This window comes from Burkholderia sp. NLJ2 (assembly GCF_049487195.1).
GTDB lineage: Bacteria > Pseudomonadota > Gammaproteobacteria > Burkholderiales > Burkholderiaceae > Burkholderia > Burkholderia pyrrocinia.
In genome coordinates, this window is record NZ_CP137808.1 from 1,842,331 (window position 1) to 1,857,499 (window position 15,169).

The following is a 15,169-nucleotide window of genomic DNA, read 5'->3' on the forward strand; positions in this document are numbered from 1 at the left end:
GGGCCGGAATCACTGACAAGGGACCTGAGACATGCAGAGAGAAACCGTATTCGACCTGATCGGCGTCGGCTTCGGGCCGTCGAATCTGGCGCTGGCCATTCGCCTCGCGGAGCGCAGCGGCGCACGCACGTTCGCCCATTGCTTCGTCGAGCGCCAGCCGGAATTCGGCTGGCATCGCGGGATGCTGCTCGACGACTGCCGGATGCAGATCTCGTTTCTGAAGGATCTCGTCACGATGCGCGATCCGAAAAGCCGCTACACGTTCATCAACTACCTGTTCGAACGCGGCCGGCTGAACGAATTCGTCAACCTGAAGAACTTCTATCCGACCCGCGTCGAATTCCACGACTACCTGAGCTGGGTCGCCGATGCGTTCGACGATCGCGTTCATTACAGCGAGACCGTGCTGGCGATCGAGCCGGTGCACGGCGACGGCGCGCGAATCGACGCGCTGCGCGTGCTGTCGCGCGACGCCGCAGGCCACGAGCGCCAGCGCGTCACGCGCGCGCTGTCGGTCGGCGTCGGCGGCACGCCCGCGATTCCGGATGCGTTCGCCGCGCTCGGCCGCGACCGCGTGATCCATTCGTCGTCGTATCTGACCGACATCGACCGGCTCGTCGCGTCGCCGGGCGGCGAGCGCCGCCGCGTCGCGGTGATCGGCGCGGGGCAGAGCGCGGCCGAGGTGTTCATCGATCTCGCGCGCCGCTTCCCGCACGTCGACGCGAGCCTCGTGATGCGCGCAGGGGCGCTGAAGCCGGCCGACGACAGCCCGTTCGTCAACGAGATCTTCAGCCCGGAGTTCACCGATGTCGTCTATGCGCAGCCGCACGACGCGCGCCGCGCGCTGCTCGAACGCTATCGCGATACGAACTACGCAGTGGTCGACCGGCCGCTGATCGAGCAGATCTACGAAATGCTGTACCTGCAGCGCATCGACGGCACGCCGCGTCATGCGCTGCTCGCGAACAGCGCGATCGAGGCCGCGGTGCGCACCGGCGACGGCCGCATCGAGCTGACGCTGCGCGACCGGATGAGCGGCGCCACGCGCGTCGAACGCTTCGACGCGCTCGTGCTCGCGACCGGCTATCGCCGCGACACGCATTCCGCGCTGCTCGATGGGCTCGCGCCGCACCTGGGCGATGCGCTCACGCGCGGCGACGTGACGCGCGACTACCTGCTCGCGACGCCCGAGCACTTCGCGCCGCGCATCTACCTGCAAGGCTGCTGCGAAGACAGCCACGGATTGTCCGACACGCTGCTGTCGGTACTGGCGCGCCGCGCGGACGAGATCTGCGCGTCGCTCGAAGACGGGATCGCGCCCGCCCATGACGATGGCGCGGCCCGGGCACCGCACGAAAAACGACAGGAAAACGGGGTGAGCGCGGGCCGGATGGCTTTCGCTCTTTGACAAAGGCGCGGTCGGAGACCGCATGAAAAAAGTGGAGCAGAGAAAGATGGAGTGGGCAACAGGCACGCGTTTGCGTGCGATCGCAGCCGCGGCGAGCGTGGCGTTCGGTGCGGCGGCGGGGCAGGTTTACGCCCAGACGGCGCCGGCCGTCAACGCCGGCGCCGCGGCGTCGGCCAGCAGTGCGCAGAACGGTGCGGCGGCGAGTGCGGCGGCGAGTGCGTCGACCGGCGCAAAAAATGGCACGACGAACGGCGCGCAGAGCGGCACGCTGCCGGCGATCACCGTCAACGCGGCCTCGGAAGGCGACGGCACGGTCGGGCTCGTCGCGAAGCGCAGCAGGACCGGCACGAAAACCGACACGCCGATCAACGAGATCCCGCAGACGATCAACGTCGTCACCGCGCAGCAGATCGAGATGACCGGCGCGACCGACGTGAATGCGGCGCTGCGCTACGTGCCGGGCTTCTCGTCGTACGGTTCGGACAACCGTTCGGACTGGTACGCGGCGCTGCGCGGCTTCACGCCGACCGCCTACGTGAACGGGCTGCAGGTGCCGAACACGATCAACCTTGCGAGCTGGCGCGTCGATCCGTACATGATCGACAGCATCAACGTGCTGCGCGGGCCGACGTCGGTGCTGTACGGCGCGGGCGACCCCGGCGCGATCATCGACGTGCAGACCAAGCTCGCCGACGGCGAGCGCGTGCGCGAGGCCGGCGTGCAGATCGGCAACTACGCGCGCAAGCAGTTCATGATCGACGTCGGCGACAAGCTCGACGCCGACGGCAAGTACGCGTACCGCTTCGTCGGCGTCGCGCGCGACGGCAATGCGCTGACCGGCCCGAACAACGACCAGCGCGTCGCACTCGCGCCGTCGTTCCGCTGGCGCCCGAACGCGGATACGTCGTTGACGCTGTCCGCGACGTACCTGCAGGACTGGGGCGACATCTCGTCGAACTTCCTGCCGGCGGTGGGCACGGTGCTGCCGAACCCGAACGGGCAGATCAACAAGGACGTCTATGAAGGCGACCCGAACTTCAACTACTACCGCAAGAAGCAGTGGTCGGTCGGTTACCAGTTCGAGCAGAACCTGACCCCGGCGTGGAAGTTCCGGCAGAACGTGCGCCTGATGCACCTGTCGCTCGACAACGGCTCGGTGTTCGGCAACGGCTTCGTCGACGGCAGCACGACCGACGTGTCGCGCTGGGCCGGCGTGTTCCAGATGAACTACAGCCGCTTCGACATCGACAACAACGTGGAAGGCCGTTTCGCGACGGGCCCGCTCCAGCACACGCTGCTGCTCGGCTTCCAGTACAACCGCCAGACCGCGACCGACAGCGAATGGCTCGCCGCCGCGCCGCCGCTGAACATCTACAACCCGGTGTACACGCCGGTGACGACGGCGGTGTTCTCGAATCCGGACACCACGTCCCGCACCAACACGTACACGACGCTGAACACGTTCGGCCTGTACGCGCAGGACCAGATCAAGTGGAACCGCTGGACGCTGACGCTCGGCGGCCGCGAGGACTGGGTCAACATGCGGATGGACGATCGCGCGGGCGGTACGTCGACGAAGGCGGACGTGACGGCGTTCACCGGCCGCGTCGGCCTGACGTACCAGGGCGATTACGGGCTGTCGCCGTACATCAGCTACGCGACGTCGTTCAATCCGCTGATCGGCGTGAACCTGCTCGGCGGCGGGCTGCCGCAGCCGACCCGCGGCAAGCAGATCGAGGCCGGCCTGCGCTGGCAGCCGCCCGGCAAGAACCTGATGCTGAACGCGGCGATCTACCAGATCAACCAGACCAATGTGCTCACGTCGGCGCTGCCGAGTCAGGACCCTGGCGGTACGAAGTCGGTGCAGACGGGCGAGGTGCGTTCGCGCGGGATCGAGCTGAGCGCGACCGGCAAGGTCACGCGGAACCTGTCGCTGATCGCGTCGTACGTGTACCAGGACGTGAAGAACGTGAAGGCGAACGACGTATCGCTGAACAACTGGCCGGTCGACATTCCGCGCCCGCGCCAGATGGCGTCGATGTGGGCCGACTGGACGTGGCACACGGGGCCGCTCGCCGGCTTCGGCCTCGGCGGCGGCGTTCGCTACCAGAGCGCGTCGGCCGGTGCGGCCGACAACTCGCTGACGGTGTCGAGCGTGACGCTGTTCGACGCGGGTGTGCATTACGACACGCGCAACTGGCGCTTCGCCGTGAACGGGACGAACCTGGCCAACCGCCACTACATCAGCGGTTGCCAGTCGATGAACGTCTGCGTTTTCGGCACCGACCGCACGGTGATCGCGACCGCGAAATACAACTGGTGACGTTGCGCGCCGCGGCCTGCCGACCTTCGTGGCCGGCGCGGGTCGGCCGCGGCGCCTTCGTCCGCTTTTCCACGACGCATCCATGCCGAAGAAAAATCTCGTCTACATCCAGTCGCTGCGCAACGGCGCGGCCGATCGCGCCGGCCAGCCGGTCGCTTATCAGGGCGGCACGCGCTACATGAAGGCGCCGCTCGAATTCATCGTCGAGCGCCTGAACGACTCGCCGCTCGGCGAGCGCTACACGCTCCAGGGCGTGATCGTCGACGACGACGACGGTTCGCCGGCCGACCGCGCGAAGGTGGCCGACTACGGCTTCGCGCGCACGCCGGGCCGGCCGTGGATCCTGCCGGACGGGTTGACGGTGCAGGGCCGGCCGGTCGACGAACTGTTCTGCTCGATTCCGTCGACGTACCGGCGGCTGCCGCGCGACGCGCGCGAGCGCGCTGCGGCCAAACAGGCGTTCGAGCGCCGCCTGCTCGAGCGCCTGCTCGAACTCGACGCGGAGGTCGTCGTGCTCGACGGGCTGCTCGTGATCCTCGACGAACTCGTGCGGCCCGGCGCGCGCTTTCACCGGCGCATCGCGAACATCCACCCGGGCATCACGGCCGACGATTCGCCGTATCAGCGGCGCGGCGCGTGGGCGACGCTCGACGCGCTGCATGGCGCGCGCGGCGAACGGGTCGACTGGGCGAGCGGCGCGACGTCGTCCGTCGAGCCCGTGACGATGACGGGCGCGTCGTTCCACTACGTCGACAACGGCATCGATTCCGGCGAGGTGATCTGCGACGTGCTCGACACGCCGATCGCGCCGGACGACACGATTCTCGAACTGCGCTGGAACAACTTCCAGCGCAGCCTGTTTCCGGCACTCGAGCGGGGGCTTCACGTCCTCGCCGACCGCCACGACGCGGGAGCACTTTGATGGAAGACACGCTGACGAAACCGGCCGGAGCCGCGGACGCCGTCGAAGGCGAGGTGGCGGCTGCGCTCGACGGCACCGCGCACGGGCAGGCGGCGCCGGTCGCCGAGCGCACGCTCGACGCATGGCATCCCGACGACTCGCCGGACGTACTGCTCGCTGCGTTCGTCGAGCTGTTCAATACCGATACGCGGCACGACGCGGCAACGATCTCGGTGCCGCTTGGCGGCGCCAGTGCGGCGGCCGTCGAGTCGTACGTCGCGCGCGCGGTGCGCGAGGGCGTGATCGACGGCGCGCAGGTCGCCGGCGACACGCTGCGCCTGAACGTGTCGCGCACGACGTTCTGGCAGAACCCGCGGCCGTGGCTGAAGACGCCCGCATCGGGCGGGATGCCGCTGCGCTACGCGATCACGAACGGCCACCGGCACCCGGTGCGGCCGCCGTCGTCGGCCGGCGAGATCTATGCGCGCACCATGCCGCAGGTCGGGATGACGTTCAGCCTGCGCACCGTCGATATCGACGCGCACGCGGACCTGTTCAGCGGCTGGATGAACCTCGATCGCGTCGCGCAGTTCTGGGACCAGCGCGGCACGCGCGACGAGCATGCGGCGTATCTCGCCGAGCGGCTTGCCGATCCGCACATGCATCCGATGATCGGCTATTTCGACGACACGCCGTTCGGTTATTTCGAGTTCTACTGGGCGAAGGAGGACCGCCTCGCGCCGTTCTACGACGCGCACGACTACGATCGCGGGCTGCACCTGCTGATCGGCGACTCGCGCTTCCAGAGCGCGGGCAAGCTGCATGCGTGGTGGAGCGGGGTGCTGCACTACATGTTCGTCGACGAACCGCGCACGCAGCGGCTTGTCGGCGAGCCGCGCGTCGATCACGTGCGACATATCGCGTACATGCACCGGCTCGGGTTCCACACGCTGAAGGAATTCGACTTCCCGCACAAGCGCGCGGCGCTCACCGTGATCGAGCGCGACACATTCTTCGACACTTTCCGGTTGCCGTGACGGGATGGGTGCGCAGCGTCGGTACGACGTTGCGCGCGGCCATGCATCGCGCCTGCATCGGCCGTTCGGGATATGGACCGCACGGCCTGCGTCGTGAAGAATGGATCGCTCTCCTCATCGACGGCAGGCACGACGACATGGCAAAAACACCCGCTACAGCATGGGACGCGACGTCCGATTCGCGCCCCCCAATATTGACATATGCCGGCATATGCCTAGAATGGGCGCATCGTACTCCCGTGGAGTGGCTCATGCGCACCGTTTCCATTTTCAAGAACGCCCGTAACCAGGCAATCCGCATCCCGAAGGACATGGAGTTCGAGGGCGTGACGGAACTCGAGATCCGCCGCGAGGGCGACACGCTGCTGCTGCGGCCGGTGCGCCCCACGTGGCTCTCGTTCGCGAACGAACCGCTGGCCGACACCGACTTCCTCGCCGAACGCCCGGCCGTCATCGAGTCTGGCCGCTTCGACCTGTCCGGCGATGCCGCCGAGTCGACGGAGTCCGGCCGGTGACGACACTCTATATGCTCGATACGAACATCTGTTCGTTCATCATGCGCGAGCGGCCGCCCGTGGTGCTGTCGCGGTTGCAGTCATGCGTGAACGCGCAGCACCGGATCGTCGTGTCGGCGATTACCTATGCCGAGATGCGGTTCGGGGCCGTGGGCAGGAAGGCGTCGCCGAAGCACGCGGAACTCGTGACGGCCTTTGTTTCGCGGCTGGACGGCGTGCTGTCGTGGGATACGGCGGCCGTCGATGCAACGGCCGCGATTCGCGTGGATCTTGCCGCGCGCGGCACGCCGATCGGCACGAACGATGCGTCGATCGCCGGGCATGCGATCGCGGCCGGCGCGGTGCTCGTCACGAACAACGGGCGGGAATTCGGCCGTGTCGCCGGGTTGTTGCTCGAAGACTGGGCGGCCTGAGCGCAGTGCGGCAAAAGCGCGATGACGTTGTTGCTTCGCAGCGGCGCGTCACGCGTGCGGCGCGGGCGGATCAACGAGAAAGGCGTTGCGGAACGCGTCGAGATACCGGTCGGCGTCATCGATGAATTCTCCCGGCAACAGCGCGAACGCGCGTGCCAGCAGATCCTGGCCGAGCGCCGCGTAAGTCGCTTCGTCGGACAACAGCGCGCGGATGGCGTCGCGCGTTTGCGGCGAAGCAATCCGCTTCGCATCCCGCGCGAGCAGCGCAGCGGCGGCGAGGCCCGGCTGGAACGCATGCGTCTCGAGCAGGTCCGGCGCGGCATCCCAGATGCGTTCGCGGTTGCCGGCATCGTGAAAATTGCGCAGCAGGAACAGCAGGTCGTACGCGTCGCTGCTCTGGCGCGCGCGCCGGTCCTTCCATGCGAGCAACTTCAGCAGCGCGAGCGCCGGCAGGCTGGCCACCGGTACCACAGTGCGTGCATCGATCGACACCGGCTGCGCCGTGTCGACCGCTTCCTGGAACCCGAGCACGTTCAGCACGAATTCGCCGCCCGGCGGCCACGCGATCTCGCCCGGCGGCGTTTCGAGCGGCCCGAACGGCACAAGATCGAGCTCGGTGTGAAAGCCGTGCGTTCCGCTATCGAACAGCAGTTTCTGTTGCTGTTTCGGCGCGCGCGTGAATTGCCCGGTCGCGACCAGCGCATCGACGAGCTGCTCGTGAAACGGCCAGCTCACCGCACACACCGCGACGTCGACGTCCCGCGTCGCGCGCACCGGCCGGATGCCGTGGACGTGCCACATCAGGATGTCGCGCGCGGTTGCGCCGGCGACGACGAACGCCGCATCGAGGCGCGCGCAGGCCAGGCCGACCGCTTGCAGCAGCGCGACCGCGGCGGGCTCGAGCGGCCGGCGCGCGTCGACTTCAAGCGGGCGGGTGGGCGAGGTATCGGTCATGGATCTGTTCGGCTGCGACAAGATTGCGGCTGTCCCCGGACGAGACGAGATCCGCGTAGATCAGGAGCGGCGGCACGAGTGGCACATCCTGCTCGCGCCAGTCGAGCGCAGGCGAGCGCGGCCAGAACGCTTCGAGGATTTCGACGTCGCCGCGCTCGTCCGGACGCAGGCGAGCCTGGAGCAGCAGGCGGTTCGGCACCGCGCCGTGCGTATAGACGGTGACCGCGGCCGGCTTCAGATCGTGCGTCAGCAGGTCGGCCGCCGGCTCGCCGCCGAGCCGCGCATCGAACGACGCGAAATCGAAACCGCGCCACCAGTCGGGCGCGAGGCCGGCAAACCGGCGGCTCGGCAGCTTCGCGCGCAAGCGGCTCGGGTACAGTGCGACCCATTCCTGCACGAAGCGCGGCCAGTCTGGAATCAGGCGCTCGCCGTTGCGGCGCTGCCCGACGAGGCCGCGCGCGATCAGATCGTCCATCGCGAGATTGACCGTGCCGAGCGCGACGCCCGACGCGGCGGCAATCCCCCGATACGGCTGCGCGACGAGGCCCGGCTGTGTCGCGAGCGCGAACATCACGGCCAGCCCCTTCGGCGTCGTCGCACGCGACGCCTGCCGGCGTGGTGCGCGTGCGGGCTTCGGCCGGCCCGCGATCATCACGGTCGCCTCCGGCTGAATCAGGCATGCGTTGCCTGCGGTGTCGAGAAACGGAATGCCCTGGTCGGTCAGGCCGGCGGCCAGTTCGGCCGAAAGATACGGCGCGATCAGCATCAGCGGCCGCTCGCCTGGCGTCGGGGCAGCACCGCCGCGGCGGCGCAATTCCGCGAGCGCGCCCGGCAGCGATTCGACGCGCAGGCTCACGGCGGCCGGCATCTCGAATACGTGCCCGGCAACGTCGAAGCGGATCATCGCGTCGGCTTGCCCGGTGTACGCGGTCGGCACGCGCACGGGCCGCGCCCTGAAGCGCCGGGTCGCGCGTTCGAACGCGGCGCAGGCTTCGTCGAGCACGTGTTGTTCCGACATTGGGAGGGGGGCGTTCTCGGGCATCGGAGGCGATCGCTTGTTCACTTCTTTGTCAGCGTACACAAAAAATGTACAAACGTCAAAAAATGAACAAACGTCCGCAACACGTTGATGTATTGGAGTTATTCCGGATGCTTGAACGGTCATCGTCGAATCCCGGTGCTCATCAATTCGATGTGGAACCCACAGTTTCACGTGCCCGGGCCGCGTGCGGCAGTCATCCGGATGGCCGGTTTGCCTATACCGTGCGCGGTGCCCGGCACGGCAACCATCAGTTGCTACCGCGACGACTTTCCGTCTGCCCGGTTGCCTGCGAACCGACTATTCTTGCCAGCACATTCCCCCCAAGGACAGGAGACGACACCGTGACGCACAGCGTGATTCCCGCAGGCCTCGCCGACGAAATGATCGAGATCCGGCACCGCATCCATGCGCACCCCGAGCTAGGCTTCGAGGAATTCGCGACGAGCGACCTCGTCGCCGAGCAACTGCAGTCGTGGGGCTACACGGTGCATCGCGGGCTCGGCGGCACCGGCGTCGTCGCGCAGTTGAAGGTCGGCACCGGCACGCAGCGCCTCGGCCTGCGCGCCGACATGGATGCGCTGCCGATCCACGAGGCCACGGGCCTGCCGTACGAGAGCAAGATCGCCGGCAAGATGCACGCGTGCGGCCACGACGGCCACACGGCGATGCTGCTCGCGGCCGCGAAGCATCTCGCGCGCGAGCGCTGCTTCTCCGGCACGCTGAACCTGATATTCCAGCCGGCCGAGGAAGGGCTCGGCGGCGCGAAGAAGATGCTCGACGAAGGGCTGTTCGAGCTGTTCCCGTGCGACGCGATCTTCGCGATGCACAACATGCCGGGTTTCCCGACCGGCAAATTCGGCTTCCTGCCGGGGCCGTTCATGGCGTCGTCGGATACGGTGATCGTCGACGTGCAGGGCCGTGGCGGCCACGGCGCGGTGCCGCACAAGGCGGTCGATTCGGTGGTCGTCTGCGCGCAGATCGTCATTGCGCTCCAGACGATCGTGTCGCGCAACGTGTCACCGCTCGACATGGCGATCGTTACGGTCGGCGCGATCCACGCGGGCGAGGCGCCGAACGTGATTCCCGATCGCGCGCAGATGCGCCTGTCGGTGCGCGCGCTGAAACCCGAGGTGCGCGACCTGCTCGAAACCCGCATCAAGGAAGTCGTGCATGCGCAGGCGGCCGTGTTCGGCGCGACCGCGACGATCGACTACCAGCGCCGCTACCCGGTGCTCGTCAACGACGCGGAGATGACCACGTTCGCGCGCAACGTCGCGCGCGAGTGGGTGGGCGATGCGAACCTGATCGACGCGATGGTGCCGCTCACCGGCAGCGAGGATTTCGCATTCCTGCTCGAGAAGCGGCCGGGCTGTTACCTGATCATCGGCAACGGCGATGGGGAGGGCGGCTGCATGGTGCACAACCCGGGCTACGACTTCAACGACGCTGCGTTGCCGACGGGCGCGTCGTACTGGGTCAAGCTGGCCGAGGCGTTCCTGGTTTGACGCAGCGGCGCGGCGGCGTGGCAGCCGCCGTCCGGTGTGCGCATGCGCGTCCACGTCCACGTCCACGTCCACGTCCACGTCCACGAAATCGGACGCGCGCGCTCTGCAGTACGTTCCACGTTGATTTGACGCTCCTTGACATCGGCGGAACAGGCGCGCGTGCTACGCTGCGCGCGACGCCGGATCGGCTCGATGAATACAGGTGTGGACGACATGCGAAAACAGTTTCTGACCGTGCTGACGGCCTGTGCGGTCGGCGTTCTGGCGGCCGGGTGCGACGACCAGAAGGTGGCCGATGCGGTCAATGCGATCAAGCCCGATCCGATGGCGTTCGGCAAGCTGCAGCCGGGCATCTCGACGGTCGAGGACGTGCTCCGCCAGGCCGGCAAGCCCGAGATGGTCAGGCAGGGCGAAGACGGCTCGCAGCGGTTCGAGTATCCGCGCGGCCCGTACGGCACGAGCACCTACATGCTCGATTTCGGGCCCGACGGCCGGCTCGTGTCGATCACGCAGGCGCTGTCGGCGGCGAACATCGCGAAGGTCGTGCCCGGCATGTCGAAGGACGACGTGCGGCAACTGCTCGGCAAGCCGACCGAGGTCGCGCAATACGCGTTGAGCCATGAAGAAGTGTGGAGCTGGCACTGGGCCGAGGGTGGCGTATCGGGCGATGCGATGTTCAACGCACATTTCTCGCCCGACGGCACTGTGGTTCGGACGTCGCGTTCGGAAGCGCCGGGCCGCGAAAAACCCTGACCCGACGAAGGAAGCAACGCATGCGGCGCGGGGCCGGACCTCGGCAAGGTCACCAGTGCGTCTGAATGCGAGATGTACCAAATTTTGGTATATGATCATCGCATCGAAAAGGAGGTGACTCATGTCGCGAAACACATCCGTTTCCCTGGGCGACCACTTTGCCGAATTCGTCGACGCTCAAGTGCAATCGGGGCGATACGGTTCCGCAAGCGACGTCGTGCGCGCCGGTTTGCGGCTCCTCGAGTCGCACGAAACGCAAATGCGGGCGTTGCAGGAAGCGTTGAAGGCCGGTGAGGCATCAGGGGAGCCCAAGCCATTCGACAGCGAGGCCTTCCTGGTCCGCATGCGGGCCACGCATGGCGGTTAAAGGCAGACGGCTTCGGCTGACACCGCTGGCCGAACTCGATCTCGAAGACATTTGGCGTTATACCGTCGAGCATTGGTCACTCGAACAGGCAGACCACTACCACCGGGATCTGATCGGGACGATGGAAGCGCTGGCACGCGGCAAGAAGGCTGGTCGGACTTGCATTGTTCGGGATGGGTATTTTCGGTACGCAGTTGGCTCTCACGTCGTGTTCTATCGCGAAACGGATGACACGATCGATGTGATTCGGGTCCTGCATCAGCGGATGGATATCGAACGACATCTGTAGCCGCGCACGTCGAGCAACGCGATCGTTGCAAAGTGATCCGCAATCCGGGCATGACTCGTGCCGTCTCGAGCCGAGCACGGTATCGATCAATCTAGAACGCTTCCCCGCTGAACAACGCCACGACCGCATCCGGATTCGACGGCCAGTACATGTGCATGTACGTCGCGACGATCGCGCCGTGGCGATAGACGGCTTCGCCGCTGCCCGGCGCGCCGTCGGGGCGCACCGCGTTCGCGACCGGTTCCAGCGGCGTCGTGAGCCGCGAATAGTGGAACGTATGGCCGCGCATCGGCCCGGTGCGCGTATCGAGCTGCTGCATGCCGAGCGCCGCGAACCGGCGCTGCATCGTCGCCTGGCCAGGCAGCAGGCCGAGCATCGGCGTCGTCGTGCCGTCCACGTCGGTCAGCGATTCACCCAGATACACCATCCCCCCGCATTCCGCGACGATCGGCCGGCCTGCCGCCGCATGCGCACGAATCGTCCGCGCGGTTTCGGCATTCGCCGCGAGCGTCGCCGCATGCAGTTCCGGATAGCCGCCGGGCAGGAACAGCGCGTCGCAATCGTCCGGCACCTGTTCGTCGGCGAGCGGCGAGAAGAACCGCAACTGCGCACCGAGCGCATCGAGCAGTGCGAGATTCGCCGGATAGATGAACGAGAACGCCCCATCGCGCGCGACCGCGATCCGCTTGCCGGCGAGCGCACGCGGCAGCGGCGCCGCGACGTCCGGTTCCGCGAACGCGACGGCAGGCGGCAATTCGGCGAGCGCCGTCTGCGCGAGCACGTCGGCCGCGCGCTCGAGCCGCGCATCGAGGTCGTCGATGTCGGCCGGCTGGTGCAGGCCGAGATGCCGCTCCGGCAACGCGATGCCCGCATCGGCCGGCACGTGCCCGAGCCAGCGCAGGTCGGCAGGCAGCGCCTGTTGCAGCAATTCCGCATGCCGGGCCGAGCCGACGCGGTTCGCCAGCACGCCGTGAAACGGCAACCCCGGCCGGAACCGCGCAAGCCCGAACGCGATCGCCGCGAAGGTCTGCGCCATCGCCTTCGCGGAAATCACCGCGACCACCGGCACGCCGAACGCGGCCGCGAGGTCGGCACTGCTCGGCGTGCCGTCGAACAGCCCCATCACGCCCTCGATCAGGATCAGGTCCGCATCGCGCGCGGCATCGGCCAGCAGCGCGCGGCAGCCAGCCTCGCCGACCATCCCGAGGTCGAGCGCATGCACGGGCGCGCCGCTCGCGCGTTCGAGCAGCATCGGATCGAGAAAATCGGGCCCGGTCTTGAACACGCGCACGCGGCGGCCGAGCCGGCGGTGCAGCCGCGCGAGGCCGGCCGTCACCGACGTCTTGCCCTGGCCGGACGCGGGCGCGCTGACGAACAGTGCGGGGCAGGACGACACGCTCAGAACTCCACGCCGCGCTGCGCCTTCACGCCTTGCTCCTTGTACGGATGCTTGACCAGCCGCATTTCGGTGACGAGATCGGCCGCATCGATCAGCGCATCGGGCGCGTGCCGCCCGGTGACGACCACATGCACCGACTCCGGACGCGCGACGAGCGTCGCGAGCACTTCGTCGAGCGGCAGGTATTCGTACTTCAGCACGGTGTTCAGCTCGTCGAGGATCACCATCCGGTAGTCGCCGCTTTCGATCATCCGGCGCGCTTCGTCCCAGCCCTTGCGCGCGGTCGCGATGTCGGCGTCGCGGTTCTGCGTGTTCCACGTATAGCCGTCGCCCATCGTCACGAAGTCGCATTCCGCGACCGCGCCGAGGAAGTCGCGCTCGGACGTGTGCAGCGCGCCCTTGATGAACTGCACGACGCCGAGCCGCATGCCGTGGCCGAGCACGCGTACGGCCATGCCGAACGCGGCCGTGCTCTTGCCCTTGCCGTTACCGGTGTGGACGATCAGCAGGCCTTTTTCATGGGTGGCGGCGGCCTGTTTCTTCTCGTGGCCGGCACGGCGGCGTTCGGCCATCCGCTGATGGGATTCGGAATCGGTCTTCATCGGGAATCGTCCTGTCGAAAGCGAAACAAAAGGTTCAGAGCGGGCCGGCGAGTGCGACCGTCACGCCGTCCCGGATGGATTTGGGGCCCAGCAGCCGGCCGTGCGGCGCCGCGAGCTGCGCGCACGGCTCGGCCACGCCCGCGACGCCGAAGCGCGCGAGCGCGGCGTCCGACGGGCCGCTCGCGGCCAGTTCCGGGCGGCTCGCAAGCTGCGTCGCGTCGAACGCGACGAGCGGCCAGCCGCGTCGCGCGCACAGCGTGCGCAGCGCGCGGGCACGCGCCTTGTCGGCGAGTGTCGCGACGAGCGCGGGTTCGGCGGCCGAATAAAGCGCCAGCGCCGCACGGATCGCAGCATCGAGTTGCGCGGCCGTCACGCCCGCGCGGAAACCGACGCCGAGCGCGACGCGCATCATGCGCCGCCGCCGAGCGCGGCACGCACCGTGGGATCGCCGGCCAGCGCCGCGACGCGGCCGATCACGACGATCGCCGGCGAACCGATGCCGGTCGCGCCGACGCGTTCGACGACGGTGTCGAGCGTCGCGAGCACGTGCCGCTGTTCGGGGCGCGTCGCGTTCTCGATCGCCGCGCACGGCGTATCGCCGGGCAGGCCGCCATCACGCAGCGCCGCCGCGATCGCGTCGAGCCGGCGGATGCCCATGTAGATCACGATCGTCATGCGCGTGGCCGCCAGCGCGCGCCAGTCGGGTTCGTCGGCGCCCGCGCCGTGGCCCGTGACGAAGATCACGCCCTGCGCGGCGCCGCGCTGCGTGACCGGAATGCCGAGCGCGGCCGGTGCGGCAATGCCCGCGGTGATGCCGTTCACGACCTCGACCGGAAAACCGGCCGCGCCGAGCGCGGCCAGTTCCTCGCCGCCGCGGCCGAACACGAACGGATCGCCGCCCTTGAGCCGCGCGACGCTGCGGCCGGCGCGCAGGTGCGCGAGCATCGCGGCGACGATCGCTTCCTGCGGCGTCGACGCATGACCGCCGCGCTTGCCGACATGCTCGATGTGCGGGTCGGCGCGCGCATGGCGCAGCACGTCGGGGTTCACGAGATCGTCGACGAGCAGCACGTCCGCCGCGCCGATCGCGCGCACGGCCTTGAGCGTCAGCAGGTCGGCGTCGCCGGGGCCGGCGCCGATGAGCCAGGCGCGGCTCATTGCGCGCGGCACGGCGCGCACCGTGTCGAAACAGTGGGAAGGGGCAGGCGGGCGGCACATCGGCGGCCGTCGAACAGGCAACGCATAACGGATCGGGCGAAGCCCGCGCGAACGCGGGCGGAATGCGCACCCCATCCGTCCCCCGCGGATCGGGCGTTCGGCGAGCGTCGGGCTCGCCCCTTGCGTCGGCCGGTATCCGGGCTGGCCGCTTGCCAGGCCGCAGCCTTCCCGCCCGGCTGACGGGCAGTGGCATCGTGGGCGGCATGGGCGCGTGCGCGGGGAAGCGCGTCGCGCGGGCGGCGTACCGTTGCGGGGACAGCACAGGCCGGGCGGTCGTCCGCCTCCTGTTTCCCGTTTAACTGCATGCGCGGAATGCGCATGCGAGCACCGAACGCGGCGCTACGATAGCACAGCGATCCGCCCGCGCGAACCCGCTTCGCCGATGCCGGAAGCGGCCTCCGGCGTGGCGCGGCGGCCATGCAAGACGCCGTTCGGCCGCCCGA

Annotated in this window: 16 protein-coding genes and 1 riboswitch; of the genes, 10 read left to right on the plus strand and 6 right to left on the minus strand. The window is 68.3% G+C overall.

The features are described from left to right. The first annotated feature begins 31 nt into the window (after positions 1-31). The 6 genes from R9B84_RS08410 to R9B84_RS08435 all read left to right on the plus strand — a co-directional run bounded on the left by R9B84_RS08410 (position 32) and on the right by R9B84_RS08435 (position 6,597). Complete coding sequence (locus tag R9B84_RS08410; RefSeq protein WP_423757615.1) at positions 32-1,408, plus strand: lysine N(6)-hydroxylase/L-ornithine N(5)-oxygenase family protein; 1,377 nt, start codon at positions 32-34, stop codon at positions 1,406-1,408. Between the two features lie 22 nt (positions 1,409-1,430). Continuing rightward, the gene (locus R9B84_RS08415; RefSeq protein WP_423757616.1) at positions 1,431-3,731 is read left to right on the plus strand and encodes a TonB-dependent siderophore receptor; all 2,301 of its coding nucleotides are present in this window, start codon (positions 1,431-1,433) and stop codon (positions 3,729-3,731) included. An 82-nt stretch (positions 3,732-3,813) separates the two neighbouring features. Further along, positions 3,814-4,653, plus strand: coding sequence for a formyltransferase family protein (locus R9B84_RS08420; RefSeq protein WP_423757617.1), 840 nt, complete (start codon positions 3,814-3,816; stop codon positions 4,651-4,653). Further along, complete coding sequence (locus R9B84_RS08425; RefSeq protein ID WP_423757618.1) at positions 4,653-5,669, plus strand: GNAT family N-acetyltransferase; 1,017 nt, start codon at positions 4,653-4,655, stop codon at positions 5,667-5,669. Before R9B84_RS08420 ends, R9B84_RS08425 begins: the two co-directional genes overlap by 1 nt. 251 nt (positions 5,670-5,920) lie before the next feature. After that, the gene (gene vapB, locus R9B84_RS08430) at positions 5,921-6,184 is read left to right on the plus strand and encodes a type II toxin-antitoxin system VapB family antitoxin (protein WP_129514536.1); all 264 of its coding nucleotides are present in this window, start codon (positions 5,921-5,923) and stop codon (positions 6,182-6,184) included. Further along, a complete protein-coding gene (locus R9B84_RS08435) occupies positions 6,181-6,597 on the plus strand; it encodes a PIN domain-containing protein (RefSeq protein ID WP_423757619.1) in 417 nt (138 codons plus the stop codon). The genes vapB and R9B84_RS08435 overlap by 4 nt, the downstream gene beginning before the upstream one ends. A 48-nt stretch (positions 6,598-6,645) precedes the next feature. Here R9B84_RS08435 and R9B84_RS08440 read toward each other — a convergent pair whose 3' ends face one another. Both R9B84_RS08440 and R9B84_RS08445 read right to left on the minus strand, forming a co-directional pair. Then, positions 6,646-7,551, minus strand: coding sequence for a nucleotidyl transferase AbiEii/AbiGii toxin family protein (locus R9B84_RS08440; RefSeq protein WP_423757620.1), 906 nt, complete (start codon positions 7,549-7,551; stop codon positions 6,646-6,648). Further along, complete coding sequence (locus R9B84_RS08445; protein WP_423757621.1) at positions 7,520-8,593, minus strand: type IV toxin-antitoxin system AbiEi family antitoxin; 1,074 nt, start codon at positions 8,591-8,593, stop codon at positions 7,520-7,522. Before R9B84_RS08445 ends, R9B84_RS08440 begins: the two co-directional genes overlap by 32 nt. 341 nt (positions 8,594-8,934) lie before the next feature. Here R9B84_RS08445 and R9B84_RS08450 point away from each other — a divergent pair, with 341 nt between their 5' ends. The 4 genes from R9B84_RS08450 (at position 8,935) to R9B84_RS08465 (ending at position 11,507) form a co-directional block, all read left to right on the plus strand. After that, on the plus strand, positions 8,935-10,098 hold the full coding sequence (locus R9B84_RS08450; protein WP_423757622.1) for a M20 aminoacylase family protein: 1,164 nt from the start codon (positions 8,935-8,937) through the stop codon (positions 10,096-10,098). Between the two features lie 213 nt (positions 10,099-10,311). Further along, on the plus strand, positions 10,312-10,851 hold the full coding sequence (gene bamE, locus R9B84_RS08455) for an outer membrane protein assembly factor BamE domain-containing protein (RefSeq protein ID WP_423757623.1): 540 nt from the start codon (positions 10,312-10,314) through the stop codon (positions 10,849-10,851). Positions 10,852-10,972: 121 nt separating this feature from the next. Continuing rightward, complete coding sequence (locus R9B84_RS08460) at positions 10,973-11,218, plus strand: type II toxin-antitoxin system ParD family antitoxin (protein ID WP_152864002.1); 246 nt, start codon at positions 10,973-10,975, stop codon at positions 11,216-11,218. After that, positions 11,208-11,507, plus strand: coding sequence for a type II toxin-antitoxin system RelE/ParE family toxin (locus R9B84_RS08465; protein WP_423757624.1), 300 nt, complete (start codon positions 11,208-11,210; stop codon positions 11,505-11,507). The genes R9B84_RS08460 and R9B84_RS08465 overlap by 11 nt, the downstream gene beginning before the upstream one ends. Positions 11,508-11,598: 91 nt before the next feature. Here R9B84_RS08465 and R9B84_RS08470 read toward each other — a convergent pair whose 3' ends face one another. From R9B84_RS08470 to cobA, 4 genes are read right to left on the minus strand one after another with little or no spacing between them, the layout of a single operon-like run. Next, on the minus strand, positions 11,599-12,903 hold the full coding sequence (locus tag R9B84_RS08470) for a cobyrinate a,c-diamide synthase (RefSeq protein ID WP_423757625.1): 1,305 nt from the start codon (positions 12,901-12,903) through the stop codon (positions 11,599-11,601). Positions 12,904-12,905: 2 nt separating this feature from the next. Further along, complete coding sequence (cobO, locus tag R9B84_RS08475; RefSeq protein ID WP_034184156.1) at positions 12,906-13,508, minus strand: cob(I)yrinic acid a,c-diamide adenosyltransferase; 603 nt, start codon at positions 13,506-13,508, stop codon at positions 12,906-12,908. Between the two features lie 34 nt (positions 13,509-13,542). Continuing rightward, positions 13,543-13,920 carry a cobalamin biosynthesis protein gene (locus R9B84_RS08480; protein ID WP_423757626.1) on the minus strand — a complete coding sequence of 126 codons (378 nt, stop codon included), beginning with the start codon at positions 13,918-13,920 and terminating at the stop codon, positions 13,543-13,545. After that, a complete protein-coding gene (gene cobA, locus R9B84_RS08485) occupies positions 13,917-14,726 on the minus strand; it encodes a uroporphyrinogen-III C-methyltransferase (protein WP_423757627.1) in 810 nt (269 codons plus the stop codon). The genes R9B84_RS08480 and cobA overlap by 4 nt, the downstream gene beginning before the upstream one ends. Positions 14,727-14,836: 110 nt before the next feature. Then, positions 14,837-15,074, minus strand: a riboswitch (cobalamin riboswitch). Positions 15,075-15,169: the final 95 nt, after the last annotated feature.